The organism is Williamsia sp. Y844 (assembly GCF_056786475.1).
Genome location: NZ_JBXCJB010000001.1, coordinates 1860654 through 1879417, shown reverse-complemented (window position 1 = coordinate 1879417; position 18764 = coordinate 1860654). Strand labels below are relative to the sequence as shown.

The 18764-nt window shown below is 64.5% G+C and carries 22 protein-coding genes; 10 read left to right on the top strand and 12 right to left on the bottom strand.

The annotated features are described in order from the left end of the window. Positions 1-168: 168 nt before the first annotated feature. On the bottom strand, positions 169-1032 hold the full coding sequence (locus AC1TQG_RS08440) for an LLM class flavin-dependent oxidoreductase (protein ID WP_482136478.1): 864 nt from the start codon (positions 1030-1032) through the stop codon (positions 169-171). A gap of 106 nt (positions 1033-1138) precedes the next feature. On the opposite strand from AC1TQG_RS08440, the gene AC1TQG_RS08435 reads away from it, so the two are divergent. Further along, a complete protein-coding gene (locus AC1TQG_RS08435) occupies positions 1139-1987 on the top strand; it encodes a DUF5995 family protein (RefSeq protein ID WP_482136477.1) in 849 nt (282 codons plus the stop codon). Positions 1988-2004: 17 nt separating this feature from the next. Here the strand turns inward: AC1TQG_RS08435 and AC1TQG_RS08430 are convergent, their stop codons facing one another. After that, entirely contained in the window at positions 2005-2604 is a 600-nt protein-coding gene (locus tag AC1TQG_RS08430; RefSeq protein WP_482136476.1) for a hypothetical protein, read from the bottom strand. Between the two features lie 132 nt (positions 2605-2736). Between AC1TQG_RS08430 and AC1TQG_RS08425 the strand changes: the two genes are divergently transcribed. Continuing rightward, positions 2737-3018 carry a hypothetical protein gene (locus AC1TQG_RS08425; protein WP_482136475.1) on the top strand — a complete coding sequence of 94 codons (282 nt, stop codon included), beginning with the start codon at positions 2737-2739 and terminating at the stop codon, positions 3016-3018. On the opposite strand, the gene AC1TQG_RS08420 is transcribed toward AC1TQG_RS08425, so the two are convergent. From AC1TQG_RS08420 to AC1TQG_RS08395, 6 genes are all read right to left on the bottom strand, one after another. Next, positions 3015-4943 carry an APC family permease gene (locus AC1TQG_RS08420; RefSeq protein ID WP_482136474.1) on the bottom strand — a complete coding sequence of 643 codons (1929 nt, stop codon included), beginning with the start codon at positions 4941-4943 and terminating at the stop codon, positions 3015-3017. The two genes, AC1TQG_RS08425 and AC1TQG_RS08420, sit on opposite strands and share 4 nt — an antisense overlap. Positions 4944-4988: 45 nt before the next feature. Further along, a complete protein-coding gene (locus AC1TQG_RS08415) occupies positions 4989-5294 on the bottom strand; it encodes a transcriptional regulator (RefSeq protein ID WP_482136473.1) in 306 nt (101 codons plus the stop codon). Beyond that, complete coding sequence (locus AC1TQG_RS08410; RefSeq protein WP_482136472.1) at positions 5291-5755, bottom strand: hypothetical protein; 465 nt, start codon at positions 5753-5755, stop codon at positions 5291-5293. The genes AC1TQG_RS08415 and AC1TQG_RS08410 overlap by 4 nt, the downstream gene beginning before the upstream one ends. Positions 5756-5862: 107 nt before the next feature. Further along, positions 5863-6372 (bottom strand): peptide-methionine (S)-S-oxide reductase MsrA, encoded by a 510-nt coding sequence (msrA, locus tag AC1TQG_RS08405; RefSeq protein ID WP_482136471.1) that lies wholly within the window; start codon positions 6370-6372, stop codon positions 5863-5865. Next, the gene (gene msrB, locus AC1TQG_RS08400; RefSeq protein WP_482136470.1) at positions 6373-6831 is read right to left on the bottom strand and encodes a peptide-methionine (R)-S-oxide reductase MsrB; all 459 of its coding nucleotides are present in this window, start codon (positions 6829-6831) and stop codon (positions 6373-6375) included. Positions 6832-6954: 123 nt separating this feature from the next. After that, entirely contained in the window at positions 6955-7344 is a 390-nt protein-coding gene (locus AC1TQG_RS08395; protein ID WP_482136469.1) for a YidH family protein, read from the bottom strand. Between the two features lie 97 nt (positions 7345-7441). On the opposite strand from AC1TQG_RS08395, the gene AC1TQG_RS08390 reads away from it, so the two are divergent. Further along, the gene (locus AC1TQG_RS08390) at positions 7442-8785 is read left to right on the top strand and encodes an MFS transporter (RefSeq protein ID WP_482136468.1); all 1344 of its coding nucleotides are present in this window, start codon (positions 7442-7444) and stop codon (positions 8783-8785) included. On the opposite strand, the gene AC1TQG_RS08385 is transcribed toward AC1TQG_RS08390, so the two are convergent. Together AC1TQG_RS08385 and AC1TQG_RS08380 are read right to left on the bottom strand one after the other, a co-directional pair. Continuing rightward, positions 8693-9607, bottom strand: a complete 915-nt coding sequence (locus tag AC1TQG_RS08385) for an ATP-grasp domain-containing protein (RefSeq protein WP_482136467.1) — start codon at positions 9605-9607, stop codon at positions 8693-8695. The two genes, AC1TQG_RS08390 and AC1TQG_RS08385, sit on opposite strands and share 93 nt — an antisense overlap. Before the next feature lie 111 nt (positions 9608-9718). After that, the gene (locus AC1TQG_RS08380) at positions 9719-10717 is read right to left on the bottom strand and encodes a DUF2189 domain-containing protein (RefSeq protein ID WP_482136466.1); all 999 of its coding nucleotides are present in this window, start codon (positions 10715-10717) and stop codon (positions 9719-9721) included. Positions 10718-10867: 150 nt separating this feature from the next. Here AC1TQG_RS08380 and dps point away from each other — a divergent pair, with 150 nt between their 5' ends. The 5 genes from dps (at position 10868) to AC1TQG_RS08355 (ending at position 14772) form a co-directional block, all read left to right on the top strand. Continuing rightward, positions 10868-11428, top strand: coding sequence for a DNA starvation/stationary phase protection protein Dps (gene dps / locus AC1TQG_RS08375; protein ID WP_482136465.1), 561 nt, complete (start codon positions 10868-10870; stop codon positions 11426-11428). A 113-nt stretch (positions 11429-11541) separates the two neighbouring features. Beyond that, on the top strand, positions 11542-11916 hold the full coding sequence (locus AC1TQG_RS08370; protein WP_482136464.1) for a nuclear transport factor 2 family protein: 375 nt from the start codon (positions 11542-11544) through the stop codon (positions 11914-11916). Positions 11917-11920: 4 nt separating this feature from the next. Further along, positions 11921-12892: an alpha/beta fold hydrolase gene (locus tag AC1TQG_RS08365; protein ID WP_482136463.1), complete on the top strand. Its 972-nt coding sequence runs from the start codon at positions 11921-11923 to the stop codon at positions 12890-12892. 82 nt (positions 12893-12974) lie between these two features. Further along, on the top strand, positions 12975-13853 hold the full coding sequence (locus AC1TQG_RS08360; RefSeq protein ID WP_482136462.1) for a LysR family transcriptional regulator: 879 nt from the start codon (positions 12975-12977) through the stop codon (positions 13851-13853). A 7-nt stretch (positions 13854-13860) separates the two neighbouring features. Beyond that, positions 13861-14772, top strand: coding sequence for a serine hydrolase (locus tag AC1TQG_RS08355; RefSeq protein ID WP_482136461.1), 912 nt, complete (start codon positions 13861-13863; stop codon positions 14770-14772). A gap of 34 nt (positions 14773-14806) precedes the next feature. Here AC1TQG_RS08355 and AC1TQG_RS08350 read toward each other — a convergent pair whose 3' ends face one another. Then, positions 14807-15532, bottom strand: coding sequence for an SDR family oxidoreductase (locus tag AC1TQG_RS08350; protein WP_482136460.1), 726 nt, complete (start codon positions 15530-15532; stop codon positions 14807-14809). A gap of 136 nt (positions 15533-15668) precedes the next feature. On the opposite strand from AC1TQG_RS08350, the gene AC1TQG_RS08345 reads away from it, so the two are divergent. Both AC1TQG_RS08345 and AC1TQG_RS08340 read left to right on the top strand, forming a co-directional pair. Next, a complete protein-coding gene (locus AC1TQG_RS08345; RefSeq protein ID WP_482136459.1) occupies positions 15669-16082 on the top strand; it encodes a MerR family transcriptional regulator in 414 nt (137 codons plus the stop codon). A 138-nt stretch (positions 16083-16220) separates the two neighbouring features. Beyond that, on the top strand, positions 16221-18026 hold the full coding sequence (locus tag AC1TQG_RS08340; RefSeq protein WP_482136458.1) for a penicillin-binding transpeptidase domain-containing protein: 1806 nt from the start codon (positions 16221-16223) through the stop codon (positions 18024-18026). 24 nt (positions 18027-18050) lie between these two features. On the opposite strand, the gene AC1TQG_RS08335 is transcribed toward AC1TQG_RS08340, so the two are convergent. After that, a complete protein-coding gene (locus AC1TQG_RS08335; protein WP_482136457.1) occupies positions 18051-18731 on the bottom strand; it encodes an SDR family oxidoreductase in 681 nt (226 codons plus the stop codon). Positions 18732-18764: the final 33 nt, after the last annotated feature.

The following is an 18764-nucleotide window of genomic DNA, read 5'->3' as shown; positions in this document are numbered from 1 at the left end:
GGGGCAGAGGAGGATCGGGATCGAGGCGGCGTCGACTCGAATCGTGTGTCCGTTGTGCGGTCTGAGTACATGATCCGCTCGACGATAACCGCGCCGAGGCCGCCCGGTAAGGGGTGTGGTCAAACCTGGCGCGAACGGGCACCGCTTCGTTCCCGAACGGGCTCTTGGCTACGGATTATTGAATCCGCGCTCTGTCAACGACTCCAAAACAGACACAGATCCACGAAAGGGATCGGTGTCCCGCGGCCAATGGGTGATCACGTCGGTGAATCCGAGTTCTGCTGCCTGGCCGACCATCTCGTCGAAGACCCCGATGCTCTCCAGTGAGAATTGGGGTGAGGCATCCAGGTTCAGATAACGATCGAAGCCCTCAGGATCCCGACCATTGGCGATCAGTGCCTCGTCGAGTAACCCGCAACTCGCGGCGATCCCGGTGAACCACTCGTCGAGCGTCTCGACCTTCGCGCCGGTGGTCATCCAGGCATCGCCGTACTTTGCGGCAAAGCGGATTGATCGGGGGCCGTTGCCTGCCAGCACGAACGGGATTCTGTCGAGTACCGATCCGCCGACGAGCCGCATGTTCCGGGCCTGGTAGTACTCGCCGTCCGCGGTGACGTGGTCTTCGTGGAAAAGCCGTTCGAGCAGCAGCGTGAACTCCTGGAACCGGTCCACCTTCTGTTTGGCGGACAGCGGAGCTCGGCCTTCGAGACCGTCGTCGGGGGTGCCACCGGCGCCCAGTCCCAGCAGGATCCGGTCGCCGGCGATGTCGAGGAGGGTTTCGATCTCGCGGGAGAACGAGACGGGATGCCGGAAATTGGGTGTGGCCACGAATGTCCCGAGCTTGATCGGTGTCACCGCGGCGGCCGCGGTCATCGTGGGAATGCAGGAAAACCACCGGGAGTCGGGCAGACCACCCCACACCAGGTGGTCGAAGAACCACCCGTGGTCGAAACCCATGCCTTCGACACGTTCCCACTTCGGCCGTGCTTGATGCCATGGCTGGTCCGGAAGTATTGAGATCCCATACCGCATCTGCCGAGCCTAAACCGGAAACGGCGCGCAGTTCTGAGCGGCGTGTGCGAGATGACGCCGACACCCGAACATGCAATCGGTCACAGCACACGTTAGTGTTCCGGCCGTGATCCTGAACAAGACAGTCCGAGCCGCAGTCGTGACGGCTGCGTTGGTTCTCGGAGCCGCGACGTTGAGCGCTCCCGCCGGCACCGCGGCACCTGCCGCGTCGGCGTGTGTGCCCCCGTCGACACCTGAGTTCGACAGCACACTCGCCGACCTGACGGACCCCGCCGGTATCGACACCTTCGCGCAGGCGCGAGATCGCATCGCCGCCTTACGCGGTGAGCTGACCCACTCCGACGACTACCGGGGCACATTCCCGTTGGCGTTCGACGAGATCCTGAATCTCGTCGGTCCGAGTATCGATTCGGGGGTGTACGACGATCCGGAGTGGGCCGGCGACCTTGCAGTGGAGGTGGTCCGGCTGTACCTGACCGACCTGCACAAGTTCGTCACCGGTGGGACACCGTCGCCACACTGGGCCGCTGCGCTGGCGCTGACCGAGGATTGCGACCGTAGTCCCGGACGGGTTGTCACGGGCGCCATCTTTGCGCACCTGATCATCGATTTCCCCAAAGCACTGGTCAACATCGGCACCACCGCGGACAACACCAAGGATTTCTATACATTCGGTGGTGCCCTGGTGGACGCGACACCAGCGATCGTCACGGACTTCGAGGAGACCTACGGCACCGATCTCGAGGGGCTGTTCACGGGCTGGTTCGCCGGCGACATCTTCGGCGATGAACTGGCCACCACGCTGATGTTCCAGTCGGTGCGGACCATCGCGTTGGCCAACAGCTTCGGTTTGCAGAATCCTGCGACTCACGATGCGACGCTCGCCGAGATGAACCTGCTTCTGGGCACGGCCAACCTTGCTCTGGACGGACTAGAGGTGACCGGCCTCATCTGACTTCGCCGAACCCCCCGCTACTGGGGAGTGTGGCGTTGGCCGGGTGCCGGAGCATCATCGATGCGCCTGGCCGGATCTCCGCCGGGAGCCACGTTGCTGCCGGGAGCCACGTTGCCGCCGGGGGCCACGTTGCTGCCGGGGGCCACGTTGCCCTCGCGGACCGGATTGCCCTCTCGGACCGCAGTATCGGGGCGGACCGGATTGCCGTCGCGAACCGGAGTATCGACACCGACGGTATTGTCGCCGTCGCCGTGGCGCTCATGCCGGCCCGCGTGCGGCACATCGGGATCGATTTTGTCGGCATGTTCGAACTCGGCCTGCAGTTCCTCACGTGAGGACGCGGCGACACCATGATGGGTCTGGGCTTCGTGCGACAGGCGCTTGGCCTCGGCGGCCTTTGCTTCGGCGTCAGCTTGCGCGCGGCGCGCCTTCGCTGCAGATTCTTCGGCGATGGCCTCGTTCCGCTGGACCTCGTTCACTCGATGGGAGGCGGCTTCCCGGATCTGTCCGGCTTCGACCCGGCGGTGGGCGCGGCGTTTGCGCACCAGGACGACGGCAAGTGCAAGTAGGACGAGTACAACTACAACGGCTATGACGATCCAGACAACGGTGTTCACGATCAGCTCCAGACATGTCGATGGTGCTCACGGACTACCCTGTGCGCCTCGGCGGCAAACACAACCGCCGCGGCGTGATCGGTGTTATTGCTGGTCAACGGGTGCGTCGGGAGTTGCGAATACAGTGCTCCCATGAGCGAAACCGACGGCTTCCCCGACGATTGCCCGACGTTGGCCCGCGATGGCCGGGTGATCGGTTTCTGTCCGTCGCCGAGCGGATCGCACCTATTGGTGTGGTGGCGGGCGGACAGTGTGGTCATCGGTGGATTCGAAACCTACGAGGCCGGTGTCATCGCCGCATTGCGTGCCTTCGCCGGCGACGGTCTCGACCCCGATCCAGATGAGGTCAAGGTCGAGGCCGCGCACCTGGAGAAGGAGTTCACCGCCACCGACTGGATGGGACTGGGTTTTTAGCCGATGTGCACTCGTGGGCGACGGGCGGTGCTCGGTTCGGCCCGTCGTAGGACCTCTCGGGTGACCGGTGCGACCTCGCCCTGGCCGATGAACAGAAACCGCAGCAGGTTCACCATCGGGTTTCCTTCGGACCAGTCGAAATAGACGTTCGGATTGACTCTGGTCCGGTCGCGGATGTCCAAAAGGATCGCGGCGATCGAATTGGGGACGGCCGGACTGTTCACCCACAGCACCCGATGCGGACCGCGTTGTCGTCCGTGCACCAGCAGATCGGTGGCGAAGTCGGAGGAGTCGGTGACATTGACCTCGAGGAACAGGATGGGGATGGCCTGACCCAGGTGGCTGTCGGTCCTCTGCTGGGTGGCTTTGGTGTCGTACACCTCGATGTCGAAGCGGTCGGGGTCGTGGGCGACGATCTCCACGGTCCCGGCAGCTGCTGCCTCGCTGATGAACTCGGTTGCCATCTCGTCGTATTCGATCGACGTGGCACGGAGCTCGAATGCCCGGTTCACGCGGGACAACAGCGACACGAACAAGATCGCGGCGATGAAGAACGCGGCCACCTTCACCCCGTCCGGTCGTTCGAAGACGTTGGCGATGGTGGTGTAGGCGAATATCACTGCCACCAAGGCAAACATCCACGTCAGCATGCGTTGGCCGCGCCTGCGGGCCGACAGCGAGACCGCAACGGTGGCAGAGGTGATCAGGACCAGCACCCCGGTTGCGTAGGCCGAACCCTGAGCATCGACACTCGCTTTGAAATAGATCGTCACAAACGCGGCGATCAACCCGAACACCAGAACCAGTGGGCGAACAGCACGTGCCCATTCCGGCGCCATCCCGTACCGGGGGAGGTAACGGGGAACCAGGTTGAGGAGTCCGGCCAGTGCGGATGCACCGGCAAACCAGAGAATGGCGATGGTGCTCAGATCGTAGATCGTTCCGAACACGCTGCCCATGTTCTCGTGGGCCAGGTAGGCGAGTGCGCGGCCGTTGGCCTCACCACCGGCCTTGAACTCATCCTGCGGGATGAGGATCGTGGTCACCAGTGACGAGGTGATCAAGAATCCGCTCATGACCAGCGCCGCGGTGGTCAAGAGCCGACGGGCGCCGCGGATTCGGCCGCGTGGATCCTGCGCGGTGTCCGTGGCAGCGCCGCGGATCTGTGGCATCACCGCAACCCCGGTTTCGAATCCGGACAGGCCGAGCGCCAGTTTCGGGAACACGACCAGTGCGATCGCCAGCATCATCCACGGGTTGCTGTGTTCGAGGGTCAACGCCGATCGCCACGCCGTGATCAGGTGCGGGTCCTTGGCGATCTGCCAGAAACTGTCCGCGATGACCACGAAGTTCAGGATCAGGAACACGGTCACCAGACCGACCGCGATGCCGATGGCATCGGTGAAACCCCTGAGGAACACCGCGGTCAGCAGTGCCAGCAAGACCAGGGTGACCAGCACCTGTTCGCCTGAGAGAAACGATGGCGCAAGGGGATTGGCGATCGCATGCGCCGATGCGTCGGCGGCCGACAATGTGATGGTGATGAGGAAGTCGGTGGCGGCGAACCCGAGCAACACCAGGACAAAGATCTTGCCGCCCCACTTGGGCAGTAGATGTTCGAGCATCGCGATCGAGCCTTCGCCACGGGGACTCTCGCGGGCGACTCTCCGGTACACCGGCAGGGCACCGAAGAGCGTCAGCAAGACCAGGACGAGCGTCGCGAGGGGGGCGAGCAGGCCCGCGGCCAGCGCAGCGATGGCCGGTTGATAGCCGAGGGTCGAGAAATAGTCGACACCGGTCAGGCACATGACCTTCCACCAGCTGTGCTTGTGTTCGGCCTGTGTTGGTTTGCGAAGGGGTCCGAGGTGCCCGGCGGGTTCCTCGGTGATGTCGCTCAGTAGCCAAGCACTCAATCGGCGGCGCATCGAGTCAATCTATGCCTGTGCGACCGCCACGGTTGGATACGTGGTTTACGTTCGCGGGTCGTTCATGCCGACGATGGCCCGCAACGCAGCAGTATGGCCGTTGAAGGCATGCCGTCCGACGTCGGTGAGTCTGACCCGCACCGTTCGTCTGCGACCGGTGGATGCCCGTTCGGTGATCAGGTAGCCGGCACCTTCGAGCGTCGACAATTGCTTGGACAGCGCTGAATCGGAAAGGTTGAGTCGTTCTTTCAGGAATGCGAACTCGGCCCAGTCGGCGGCCGCCAAGGTCGCAACCAACGACAGCCGTGTACTCGGGTGGATGAGTTCGTCGAAACCATCGGTTGCGCTCACGCGCGCGCCCATCTGCGCACCGTCTTCAGGATCTCCGGTCCGCCGACCCCGGTGATCACGGCGACGATCAATGCTGACCACAGTGCGGGCATCCCGACGTCCTGGGCGTCGAGAATCAGTGCGAACGAGATGGTCAGCGCCACCAGGATCAGCAGGATCCCGACGACCATGATCGCGTTCTTCGCACCGGTCACCTCTCGGCTGACCTGGAGGCGGGAGGTGCGTCGACGGCCGCTCAACAGTTGCGATGCGAGAACGGAATGCCCCACTCCGAACAGGATTGTTGCCGCCAGCGCTATCCACCACGGAGTGAATGTGGAAAGAACTCCCAACACCAGCCAGCCTGCAGCCATGCCCCACCAGTACCGGTTGGGCAAACCCACTTCGTCGCTCACCTGGCGACGGGCGCGTTCGGCGGACTCGAGGGCGCTGCGGGCTTCTTCCGGATCAATATCAGCCATGATGAGGAACTCACTTTCCTATTGGGAAAGTAGTATCTACTTTCCTGGCAGGAAAGTCAAAACCCCCCGCGACCGGAGTCGAGCGGGGGGTTCTGAGAAATGCGGGTCTAGCTGGTGGTCTGCGCCCGGTGTGGCAATTTCCAGCCCGGCCGGACGTAGTGGCACGTGTACCCGTTCGGGATGCGCTCGAGGTAGTCCTGATGCTCGGGCTCGGCCTCCCAGAAGTCGCCGGCAGGGGTCACCTCGGTGACAACCTTGCCCGGCCACAGTCCCGACGCGTCGACATCGGCGATCGTGTCCAGTGCCACCTGCTTCTGCTCGTCGTCGGTGTAGAAGATCGCCGAACGGTAGCTGGCACCGACGTCGTTGCCCTGCCGGTTCTTGGTCGACGGGTCATGGATCTGGAAGAAGAACTCCAGCAGGTCGCGGTAGGTGATCTGGTTCGGATCGAACTCGATCTCTAGCGCCTCGGCATGCGTGCCGTGGTTTCGGTACGTGGCATTGGGGACATCGCCGCCGGTGTATCCGACCCGGGTCGAGAGAACGCCGGGGAGTTTGCGGACCAGGTCCTGCACGCCCCAGAAGCACCCGCCTGCCAATATCGCCTTCTCGCTCATCTACTTCGCCTCCTCGGTGGTGAACAGTTTGAGATACTCGCCGTAACCTTCCTTCTCCAGGTCCGCGACCTGGATGAAGCGAAGTGCTGCCGAGTTGATGCAGTAACGCAGGCCGCCCTCGGCGATGGGGCCGTCGTTGAAGACGTGGCCGAGGTGGCTGTCGGCGTGGGCCGAACGCACCTCGGTGCGGACCATCCCATGTGTGGTGTCACTCGTTTCGACAACGTTCGCCGGTTCGATCGGAGTGGTGAAACTGGGCCAGCCACAGCCGCTGTCGAACTTCTGGGTCGAGGTGAACAGCGGTTCGCCGGACACGATGTCGACGTAGAGACCGGCTTCGTGGTTGTCCCAGAATTCGTTCCGGAAGGCCGGTTCGGTCGCGGATTCCTGCGTGACGGCAAACTGCGCCGGCTTCAGGTTGGCGACGGTCTCTGGATCTTTGCGGTACTCATGCGACACGGGGACTCTCCTTTGATATTGGTCACCGCCGACTACCGGTGTCGGGCATTCGGCGGGAGTCGTGGAGTTCTGTCACTACAACGACGGGTGACGTCCTGGTGTTCCAGGCGCCACGGGGACGGCTCAGCGTGTTTGCAATCCGAGGACAACCGCGAACACCGAGAATCCGATGAGCAGCGCGATCAGCATCCAGATGGGAAAAGGGCCGGGCAGTTCGCCACCGTCCCGCAGCGCGGCACTGGTCTGTTTCCAGCGCATGCCGCCTGCGATCGCGGTGAACGCGCCGAACGCCACCATGCCGATGCCGAGGATGTCACGAGACATCTGGGTGGAGTAGTCGGGCAGCACGTGCATCACAGCCAACCCGGCCGCGACGAGCCCGAGCGCGGTCCGGAACCATGACAGCACCGTCCGCTCGGCGGCGAGGGTGAACCGGGCGTCGACCGCACCGATAGGAAGCTGTTGATCCGCCGGTGGCTCATCGGGATTCGGCACGGCTCCATCATCGCTCATGACCCATCGTGCGCACTGCCCCTTGGGCCGGATGTCGGGGTCGAATCGATGGGGACCATGCTTGAAAGCTGGGGCCGAACGCGTGAAAGGGATGTCTGTGCGCTCGTGGGTGATCTGGGCGACAGGTGTATTCGCTTACGTGGTGGCGATTCTCGCCCGAACCACACTCGGTGTATCCGGGCTCGATGCCGCTGACCGATTCTCCGCTTCGCCCGGTGTGCTCTCGACGTTCGTGGTCCTGCAACTCACCGTTTACGCGCTCTCGCAGGTTCCTGCGGGACTGCTACTCGACCGGTTCGGGTCGCGGTCGATGCTCGTGATCGGCGGGTTGATCCTGGTCACCGGACAGATGACGATGGCGCTGACCGACGACCTGGCGGTCGCGATCGCGGCACGGATCCTGGTCGGGATCGGCGACGCATTCACTTTCATCTCGGTACTGCGGTTGGTTCCCCGATGGTTTGCGCCGCGACGGGTGCCCCTGGTCACGCAGTTGACCGGGATCTGTGGACAGTTCGGTCAGGTGCTGTCGGCGGTGCCGTTCCTCAAGGTGCTCGATGTCCACGGTTGGACCCCGGCGTACATGTCGGCCGCCGCCCTCGGATTGCTGTCGGTGGTTTTGACAGTGGCGGTGGTGCGCAACGCTCCGCCCGGAACCGAAACGGCCGTGCCACGGACCTCGCTGCGGGTGACGTTGGCGGGCGTCAAGACGGTGTGGTCGCGGTCCGGGACCAAATTGGGTTTCTTCACCCACATGGGCACCCAGTTCTCGATCACAGTGTTCTCGCTGATGTGGGGCATCCCGTATCTGACTGCCGCACAGGGACTTTCCAAGGAGACGGCAGGTGGAATCCTGACGGTGTCGGTCGGTGTGATCGTCATCGCCGGGATCCTGATCGGTATGTTCACCGGACGCCACCCGAAGCGACGGTCGGATCTGGTGCTCGTGATCATGGGCAGCAACGCGGTGATCTGGGCGATTGTGTTGCTGCTTCCCACTGCGGCGCCGATGTGGTTGTTGATGCTGCTGGTGGTGGTCATCTCGGTCGGGGGCCCCGGATCGGTGATCGGATTCGACTTTGCCCGGACCTCGAACCCGGGTGCGGTCCTGGGGACCGCGCAGGGCCTGGTCAACATGGGTGGGTTCCTGGTGTCCATGGTGGTGATGCAGATGATGGGCAGCATCATCGGCGCGATGGGCGGCTACTCCTTCGACTCGTTCCGGGTCGCGTGGACCGTGCAGTTCGTCGTCTGGATCTGCGCCATCACCGGTGTCCTGGTCTATCGCGGCCGGGCGCGCCGGGAAGCGGGCGTGCGGCTCACCGAAGTGCCGGTGCCCGCGACGGTGTCATCCCCGGGCGAGGGCAGCGGCGGTGGCGACGGCAAAGCGGTCCATGGCCGCGGCGCGGTCGACGCCATCGATCTGCCGCCACCCGAGTGACGGTTCGATGGCCTCGAACTCCAGCAGTTTCGGACCCGACTCGGCGGTACCCACCAGATCGACCCGCGCGTAGAGCAGCTCCGACGGCGCGATTCCGACGGTCTGCGCCGCGGCTTCCATGACGGCATCACCCAAGGCCCAGAACGTTTCTGGTGGCGTGGCCGGGGTGAGCTTCTCGACGAGGTAGAGCCCGGATTCGTCGAGCTCCCCGGTTTCGCCGGGCTCCGGGAGCATCGGGCCCTTGGTGAACGCATGCGAACGCTGCGCAGCCAGGTACACGAGTGCGGTCTCTCCCGCGGTGATCAGTGGATCGAAAGGTTGCACCAGCACCCGATGGCCGTCGCGGTGCAGTGCCGCGGAATGAGCCAGCGCGCCGGCAGATTCGGTGAACCTGGCGGCGCCGCGACTACCACCGGCCACCGCCGGTTTGACGACCACCTCGCCGTCGGGGATTGTCACCGGGGCGCCCGGTGCGAACACCTCGGTGGGAACGATCGGGATCCCGGCGCGCTCGAGGTCGAGCAGGTAGGCCTTGTCGCAGTTCCATCTGACCACATCTGCCGGATTCATCAGTCTGCGAACGCTTTTGGTCCAGTCGAGGAATTCGTCCAACCTCTCGGGGTAGTCCCACGTGGCCCGCAGGATCACGGCGTCGTCGTCGTGGATTCCCGCGTCGTCCCACGGCAGCCACCTCGCATGGACACCGGCCCGCCCGAACGCTTCGGCGAGCCCGTCGTCGTCACCGTCGCTGTTCGGAAGTTGTTGGCAGGAAGCGAGAACCACGCTGAGCCGCAGGTCGCCCGACTGATGGTGTCCGCTCACCGGTTCAGGCTAGCCGCGCCCCTGCCAGGGACGACAAAAACCCGATACCGGCGCCATGATCGGCGCTGGTATCGGGCTCTGGTGAAGCCGGACCCGCAGGTCGCTACTGACCTAGGCGGTCGGTGAGACCGTACCGCCGGTGAGGACGCGGTAGGCGTAGGTGCTGGAGATGACAACAATCGGTGCGGCCACCAGCAATCCGAGGCCACAGGTGATGACTCCCAGGACGATCAGTCCGGTGTTGGCGAGCGCCAGCAGGAACAGTGGGCCGACGTTCTTGGATGTCAGCTCGAAGCTCGCCTTGATCGCGGTCACCGCGTCCTGATCGCGATCGATTGCGAATGTGAGCGCAAACCAGGTCAGGAACATGATGATCAGGCCCGGGATGACCAGCAGGATGAAGCCGATCGAGGTGGCAATACCAACGACGATGGCGACGAGGAACACCGCGCCGAGGTTCCTGAAGTTGAAGAACGCGGCGACGTTCGGACGCCGACCGTCGAGTTCAGCCAGGGCGCCATTGGTGAGGGCGGCCTTGAAAAGTGTGCTGACGATGAACGACGCCAAGCTGCCGAGCAGGCTCATCACCACTGATTCGTCGTTGAAGCTGAAACCCGAGAATGCGAACGACACGAACAGGCTCACGACGAACGCCAGCAGGCAGATCGCGATCCAGGGACCGACATTCGCCTTGTACTTTTCCCAGCCGTAGCTGATCGCTGCGCCGACCGACAGTTGCGGAGGTCCGAAGCCGCCGACGGGGTAGCCGCCACCCTGCGGGGCGTACTGCCCGGGCGGAGGTGGTGGCGGGAAGCCACCTTGCGGGGGCTGATAGCCACCCTGCTGTGGGTACTGCCCACCTTGTGGGGGCTGGTAGCCACCCTGGGGAGGGTATTGACCGCCCTGTGGGGGCTGGTAGCCACCTTGCGGCGGATACTGGCCGCCCTGTGGGGGTTGGTAACTACCGGGTGGTGGGTACTGCCCACCTTGTGGGGGCTGGTATCCGCCCGGTGGCGGGTATTGGCCACCCTGCGGAGGTTCGGCCTGCCCCGGATCCTTTCCGAGGGGAACGTCTGGTTCGTTCCCGGGTGGGGGTGGGTTCTGCGTCATTTCGCAATCCTTCGACAATCCGTTGAGACTTCGGCACTAGTGTTCAACTGACCCAATCCCACCGGGTATGGGGTGTCAAGGACATCGGGGCCCGTTTGTCCAACGTGTGTCTGAACGTCACACGGCGACGATTGGGGACGTTTGGCGCCGGTGGTCGATGGGAACCCTGCTCGCATGACATTCACCGCACCTGGCCTCTCTGATGACGCTACAAAGAAACTGATCGCAGTAATGCAGGAACGACTCAGTGCGTTCAACGATTTGCATCTGACCCTCAAGCACATTCATTGGAATGTTGTCGGTCCAAACTTCATCGGTGTCCACGAGATGATCGATCCGCAGGTCGAGTTGGCTCGCGGATACGCAGACACTCTCGCCGAGAGAATTGCGACGCTGGGTGGATCGCCCAACGGCACCGCCAAGGCGATCGAGGAGGATCGCTCGTGGAAGGACTACTCGGTCGGCCGCGACACCGTCCAAGCCCACCTCGGTGCGCTTGATCTGGTGTACGTCGGTTTCATCACCTCGCAGCGCGAGGCGATCTCCATCGCCGGTGAGATCGATCCGGTCACCGAGGACATCTTCATCGGCCAGACCGCCGAACTCGAGAAGTTCCAGTGGTTCGTCCGGGCGCATCTGGAGAACGCGTCAGGCGAGTTGTCCAACGCAGGCGCGAAGACCGCCGCCGGGGCAGCGAAGAAGAGTCGCTGACCGCGTAGCCCGGACTCCGAACTCCTCAAATCCCCGTCGGCACAGTGTGCCGGCGGGGTATTGTCCTGCCTCGAACTAGAACACGTTCTACATACTCGAGGGGAGACGCCAGAATGGCGAGTGTTGAGGAATTGCAGAAGGTTGTCGAGTCGTATGTCGACCTGGTTGCGAACGGAACGCCCGAACAGGTCGCCGACCTCTACGCCGACGGGGCGACCGTCGAAGACCCCATCGGGGCCGACATCCGGAACACCCGCGAGTCGCTGATCGAGTTCTACGGCGTGATCGCTGCGATGGACAAGGCCACCGCAGAAATCCATTGGACCAAGATCGCCGGTGACACCGCGGTGTTCGAGTTCACGTTGATCACCGAAACCGCCGGGATGTCGTTCAAGATCACCCCGGTCGACATCATGGTGTTCGACGACAACGGCAAGATCAAGACGATGCGCGCGGTCTGGCGGCCCGAGGACCTGCAGCAACTGTAGTTTCATGCGTTATCGGCAGATGTCTGTCGCCGGATTCGACTGGAACCTCATCGACGAGGGTTCCGGGCCGGCGATACTGCTCTGCCACGGCTTCCCTGGCCTTGCGTACAGCTGGCGTCATCAGGTCGAGCCGCTGGTGTCCGCCGGGTTCCGGGTGATCGCCCCGGATATGCCGGGATACGGCGGCACCACCGCCCCGGCAGCCATCGGCGAGTACACATACACGTCCGTCGGTACCCGTCTGATCGACTTGCTCGACGCCCTGGACGCCGAACGCGTGCTGGTGGTCGGCCACGACTTCGGTGCACCCACGACATGGACTTTGGCGCTCGAGCACCCGACTCGTGTTGCGGGACTGGTTCTGATGGCGATGCCGTACACGCCGGACCGGATTCCGATCAGGCCGTCCGATGCGTTCACCGCCATGGCGCAGAAACACTTCTTCCACTTCGAATACTTCCTGCAGCCCGGACTCGCGGATGCCGAACTCGACGGCGCGCCCCGGGAGTTTCTGCACCGCATCCATCACGCGCTCTCGGGGTCGTACCGCTACCTCGACATCTGGCAGCACCCGGCTCATCACGACGACACCAGGCTCGGATACCTCGACGTCCTGCCGCAGGCTCCGCCCCTCCCGTGGTCGTGGCTGACGGCGGCCGAGATGGACGTCTATGAATGTGCTTATCGCCAAGCAGGTTTCACCGGCGGACTGAACTGGTACCGCGCCGCCGACCTCAACTGGGAACAGCAGGACATCGCTCCCCGGATGCTCGATGTACCCGCGATGTTTCTCTGCGGCGGCAACGACCCGGTTCTGACGATGGCGGGAACGGGAGCCATCACCCGGATGCGTCAGATGATGCCTCGGCTGCGGACGGTCGAAACATACGAGGGTGCCGGTCATTTCATCCAGATGGAACGTGCCGGGGAGGTCGGCGCGGCATTGGTGCACTTCGCGACGACTCTCGACTTCTGAAAAGCCAGGCCACCGATCAGATCGTGGGGTCGGGTCCAACTCGGCTACGACGAGGATCGGTGAAGATGCCACAGTGGGGGTCATGGATCTTGTCCGACACCTGAGGTTTTTTGTCGCGGTGGCCGAAGAGGGACATTTTGGTCACGCCGCCGCGCGTCTGGAGATGACACAACCCCCGGTATCCCAGGGGCTGCGACGACTGGAAAAGGAACTCGGTGTCGAACTGATCCGCCGTGGACCGCAGGGAGCGGTACTGACCGGTGCGGGGCGCGAACTCCTGCCCCGTGCCCGGGTGTTGGTCGACGACGCGGAGCGGTTCGCCGGGGAGGCCCGGCGATTGCGGGAACACCGGGATGTCCTGCGATGGGGGTTGCCGTCGGATCTTGATCCGGCGATTGCTGCCCGGTGTTCGACGGCACTCGCCGCGCTGGGCACTGATCGTGGGCATCGGATGGTCACGGGCACGGTAGTCGAGTTGATAGCGGATGTCCGGAAGGGACTGATCGATTTCGCCGTGGTCGAGCACCCCTGTGTCCGAGACGATCTGGAAGCGGGACAGGCCGTTCGCATCGAGCGGACGTTCGTGGTTCCGCAGGGCCATCCGGTGGCGTCGGCGGCGCGGCCATCTGTGCGGATGCTCGACGGGTTGGCGCTGGCGCATGTGCCGCGGACCGCGAACCCGTCTGCCGTCGACCTGCTCCTGGACACACTCCACGTACGCGGGCTGGACGTCGAGGTCATGGCAGTCCGGACCTCGAGTGAGCTGATCGCCGCGGTGGCAGGCGGTCAGGCATTTGCGTTGGCGGTGGGTGTTGATCACCTCGGGCACATCGCCGGCATCGCGCCGGTTCCGATGATCCGCGAGGACGTGCCGCTACGACTGCTGGTGGTGCGGCGTGCGGGAGCCGATCACGAGGCGATCGACGCGGTCGAATCCGCGTTGTGGAAGCTCTCCCGGTGATCTCCCGGTGATCTCCCGGGATGCCGCGAGCGCCCGATCCCGGATCGGGGAGACCTTCGCCGATGCCGGTTGCGCGGGGTGGGTCCACGCCCGCACCATCGGCCGGGCACCGGCGCGCGAGTTCGCTTGGCAGGCAGACGATCCGGTGGTGATGGCATCGGTCTACAAGCTCCCACTCATGGTGGCGCTGTGCCGGAAGTCGGATCGCGAGGAGCTGGATCTGGGCGGGACGGTCACCGTCGATCCGCGTACATGTGCGGCCGGGCCGACGGGCATTGCCGCACTGCATGATCCGATCACGTTGAGTTGGCGTGATCTGGCGGTACAGATGATGGTGATCTCCGACAACGCCGCTGCCGATGTGATTCTCGCCGAGGTCGGTCTGCCCGCGGTTCGGGAGTTACTCGAGACGGCGGGTCTGGACGGGACGCGAGTGGTCGGTGGAATGGCGCAACTGCAGCAACAACTGGTGGCCGAGACCGGGGCGGACTCGGTCTCCGAGGCGTTTTCGGCGTTGGCGAACATCGACCGCGACGACACCATCAGCGCGTACGACCCGGCATTGGCCAGCGCCACCACACCTCGCGAGGCCACCCGATTACTCGAACTGATCTGGGACGACAGGGTGGCCTCACCGGTGATGTGCGACCTGATCCGCAAGACCATGCGTAAACAGGCGTGGCAGCAACGTATCTCGTCGGGTTTCCCGCTGGGGGTGGCAACCATTGCGGGCAAGACCGGAACACTCGGCGCCATCCGCAATGAGGTTGCGGTGGTCGAATACCCCGGCGAGCATCCGATCGCGGTCGCCGTGTTCACCCATGCCGCCCGATCGGAGATGTCACTCCCGACGGTGGAGGCCGCGATCGGACGCGCCGCCAGAATTGCGGTGACGGAGGTCCGGAGCCCACTTGTCTGACTGTCGCTGCGAGGCAAAGTGCCTGCTGCGCTGGTCAGCTCACGGCGAGGAGTTCGGCCATCTGCTCGTAGAATGCGGCAGGGTCTGTGGCCAGTGACGCCTTCACCATCGCGGTCCAGTCGTCGACGATCACCTCGATCGAGCCGTCGACCAGGCCTTCGAGTGAGCGACGGGGCACGTCGCGGGGATCGATCTTGGGCCCGTCGTAGCCGGCCGAGATGTCCGTGTCGGCAGCACCGAGGAGGACACCCTGTACGAGGGTGCCCTGAGCGGCGAGCTCGAGGCGCACGCCGTTAGTCATGTTCCATTCAGCTGCTTTGGCAGCGGAATACGAACCGGAGCCGGGGGCGGCGAACCAGGACAGGGCAGACAGTACGTTCACGATTGCACCACCACCGTGTGCGGCGAGGACCGGGGCGAATTCCCGGATCACGCCCAGTGTTCCCCAAAAATGTGTGTCCATCTCCCGGCGAATCTCGGACAGGTCGCCCGTGACCAGCGGCGCGCCGGTCGAGATGCCGGCGTTGTTGACCAGGAGGGTTACATCCGGTGCGGCGGTCGCCGCCGTGACGACGGACTGATGGTCGGTCAGGTCGAGCCGCAACGGCACCACCCGGTTGTCGTCGAAATCGAGGGTCTCGATGCGGCGGGCCGTCGCGTACACCTTGCTTGCCCCACGCTCGAGCAGCTCGAGCACGAATTGACGGCCGATGCCACGGTTGGCTCCGGTAACGAGGGCGATCTGATCAGTGATGTCCATGGGGGCCTTGCTTTCTGAAAGAGTTCTGTGTGGTCGTCGGGTCGTATCCGGCCCGACTTCGGCTACTCTAAAACCTCACGTTGACGTCAAGGGCAAGTCGGCGAACGGGGATCACCCTTTCAGAGAGGCGAACAGGATGCGGATAGGCGATGTCGCACACCGCGCAGGAGTCAGCACGAGAGCTCTCCGTTACTACGAGGAGCAGGGTCTTCTTGCTTCTGAACGTACTTCCAGTGGCCAGCGCACATATCCGGAGTCAGCCGTCGAGCGGGTGAAGTTGATCCAGCAGTTCTTTACCGCCGGTCTGTCGAGTCGAACGATCCTGCAGCTGCTGCCCTGTGTCGACACCGGCCTGGCCTCCCCCGAGGGCTTCGAGCTCCTCGCCGCAGAACGCGACCGCATCAGCGCCGCGATGGCAGATCTGGCTGCCGCACGCGATGCCCTCGACCGGATGATCGACATCGCGCACAACCCAACCCCTGAACATTGCCCCGCCCTCCGCGAGACCCCTTGGTTGCCATACGCCGCCGGCGCCACCACCGTTGTCTAGCTCCCGGATCGGGCGCGGCCAGTGGTCCTTGGCGACGCCGGGGGTGGGGCCGAACTGCGGTGATAGCAGAACGCTATCGCCCGGCGGAGTGTTGCGACCTTGTGGGCGGTGGGGCCGGGGTGGTTGAGTTCGCGAGCAATGAGTATTGATGAGCGCACCCGGCCCGGCCTTCGACGTGTGACCGCAGCGGTGCTGGTGGTCGTGGCGCTGGTTGCGGCGGCCTGCAGCTCGTCGGGGGACGATCCGGAAAGCAACTTCGAGGCTTTCGCGTCGGCGCTGCACGACAAAGACGTGGCCAAGGCGGCTGATCAGACCACCGATCCAGCTGTGGCCGGGGCGGCGATAGCGGACATGTTCGATCAACTCGGGGAAGAGGCCGAGGTCGATGTTGCGGTCGGCGACGTGGAAGCCGCCGGTGGTGATGGCCGATTGACCATGGCGTGGACATTCGGGCCGGGCAAAGACCTGACGTACGAGACGACCGGCCGATCCGTGGACACCGACGACGGCTGGCGACTGGAGTGGTCACCAACCCTGTTGCACAGCAACTTACGTCCGGCCACGCACTTTCAGTACTCCGACGACAAGGAACTTCTCACCCCGGTTGTCGACCGATCCGGCGCCGAACTGATGACATGGCAGACGGTCGGTGTGATCACGCTGGATCAGGCGGCAATCGGTGAGGGCTCGGCTGCGCTGGCCCGGATACTCGCCGGGATCGACCCCTCGATCACCGACGCGTCGATCCGGGCCGCGGCCGAAGACCAGGGCGGTCCCACCGTCAACGTCGCAACACTGCGCGCCGATGATCTGGAAAGAGTTCGGGAACAGCTTGTTTCGGTCGACGGGGTCGAGGTCGCTGAGCAGGGGAAACTGCTCACCGCCGAGCGTGGGTTGAAGTCGCCGGTGCTGGCCGGTATGGAAGACCTATGGAATAAACGGATCTCGGCCGGGGCCGGGTGGTCGGTGCGGATCGTCGATGAAGGCGGCAACAACGTCGATCAGCTCAAGACCGTTCGCCCGCAACAGGTGGAGCCGATCGGACTGACGCTGGACCTACGTTTACAGATGTTGGCGCAGCGGGCCGTGTCGGCGCAGACCAAACCGGCAGTGCTGGTTGCCATCTCGCCGTCGACCGGCGGGATACTCGCGGTCGCGCAGAACGAGGCCGCGAACAAGGAGGGTCCGATAGCGCTTACCGGGCTGTACCCGCCCGGATCGACGTTCAAGACCGTGACAACCGCGGCGGCGTTGTCGTCGGGAACGGTGACGCCGCAGTCGCAGCTGCCCTGCCCGGGCCGCACGACCATCGAGGGCCGGACCATCCCGAACGAAGACGACTTCGATCTGGGCTCGGTACCGCTGACCACCGCATTCTCACGCTCGTGCAACACGACGATGGCGACACTGTCGGACCGATTGGGAGCCGATGCGTTGCCTGCCGCTGCCGAACAGTTCGGAATCGGTGTGGACTTCGTTGTTCCCGGCATCACCACGGTCACCGGTCAGGTCGGCTCCGCGGATACTCCCGCGTTGCGGGTGGAGAACGGGATCGGCCAGGGAAGTGTCACCGTGTCGCCGTTCGGTCTGGCGGTGGCGGAGGCAAGCCTGGGCAACGGCTCGATGGTGCTGCCGGGCCTGGTGATCGGGGAGAGCACCACCGCCGACAAGACGCCATCGCCGCTGGATCCCGATGTGGTGGCGGCCTTGCGGACGATGATGCGTCAGACGGTGACGTCGGGAACCGCCGCGTCGCTGGCCGACATCGACGGTCTCGGCGGTAAGACCGGCACCGCGGAGTACGGCGACAACACCCACGCGCACGGCTGGTTCGCGGGGATCAGCGGCGACATCGCCTTCGCGTCGCTGGTGGTGGGCGGTGACAGTTCGGGGCCTGCGGTGGCGGTGGCAGGCGACTTCCTGCGGCCGGCCGCCGAGGGCTGAGCCCTGTCAGCCCTGTCAGCCCTGTCAGTGACGACCGGTGGGCTTGAGGACGATCTCTTGCGGATGGGCGTCGACCGGGGTGTTGATGGCGGCGACGACGGCCGCGGCCACGGTCTCGGGCCGCAGGTAGCGGGTCCCGTCGTAGTCGCCCCCGCTTTCCATGGCATTGAGTTCTTCCTGCATCTCGGTGTCGATCCGGCCCGGGAAGATCGACGTGACCCGCAGGGCGGGTTCCTCGAGACGGACCGCGTCGGCCAGTGCCCGCAGTCCGAACTTACTGGCCGCGTAGACCCCCCAACCGGCGTTGACCCGTTGGCCGGCACCGGAATTGATGAACACCACATGGCCACCGGCGTTGCGCAGGGCAGGCAGCAGCTGCCGGGTGAGTTCGGCGGCGGCGATGAGATTGACCTCGAGGACCCGGCGCCACTCGTCGGCGGGGGAGTCCTCGACGGTGCCCCAGCTGATCACCCCGGCGCTGTGCACCAGCACGTCGAGTGAGCTGATCGCTTCGGTGGCGGCCTCGATCTCGTCGGGATCGGTCAGTTCGACCGGCCATGTGCTCGCACCGTCCAGAGACAACGCCATGTTGTCCAGGTCGGTGGAGGGCCTGCCGCCGAGCAGCAGGTCGTGGGTGGGGGCGAGTTGGCGGGCGATGGCCGCTCCCAGCCCGCGGCTGGCGCCGGTGATCAACGCGGTTGGCATGACCTCAACCTTAGTGCCGATGGACCAGACGCC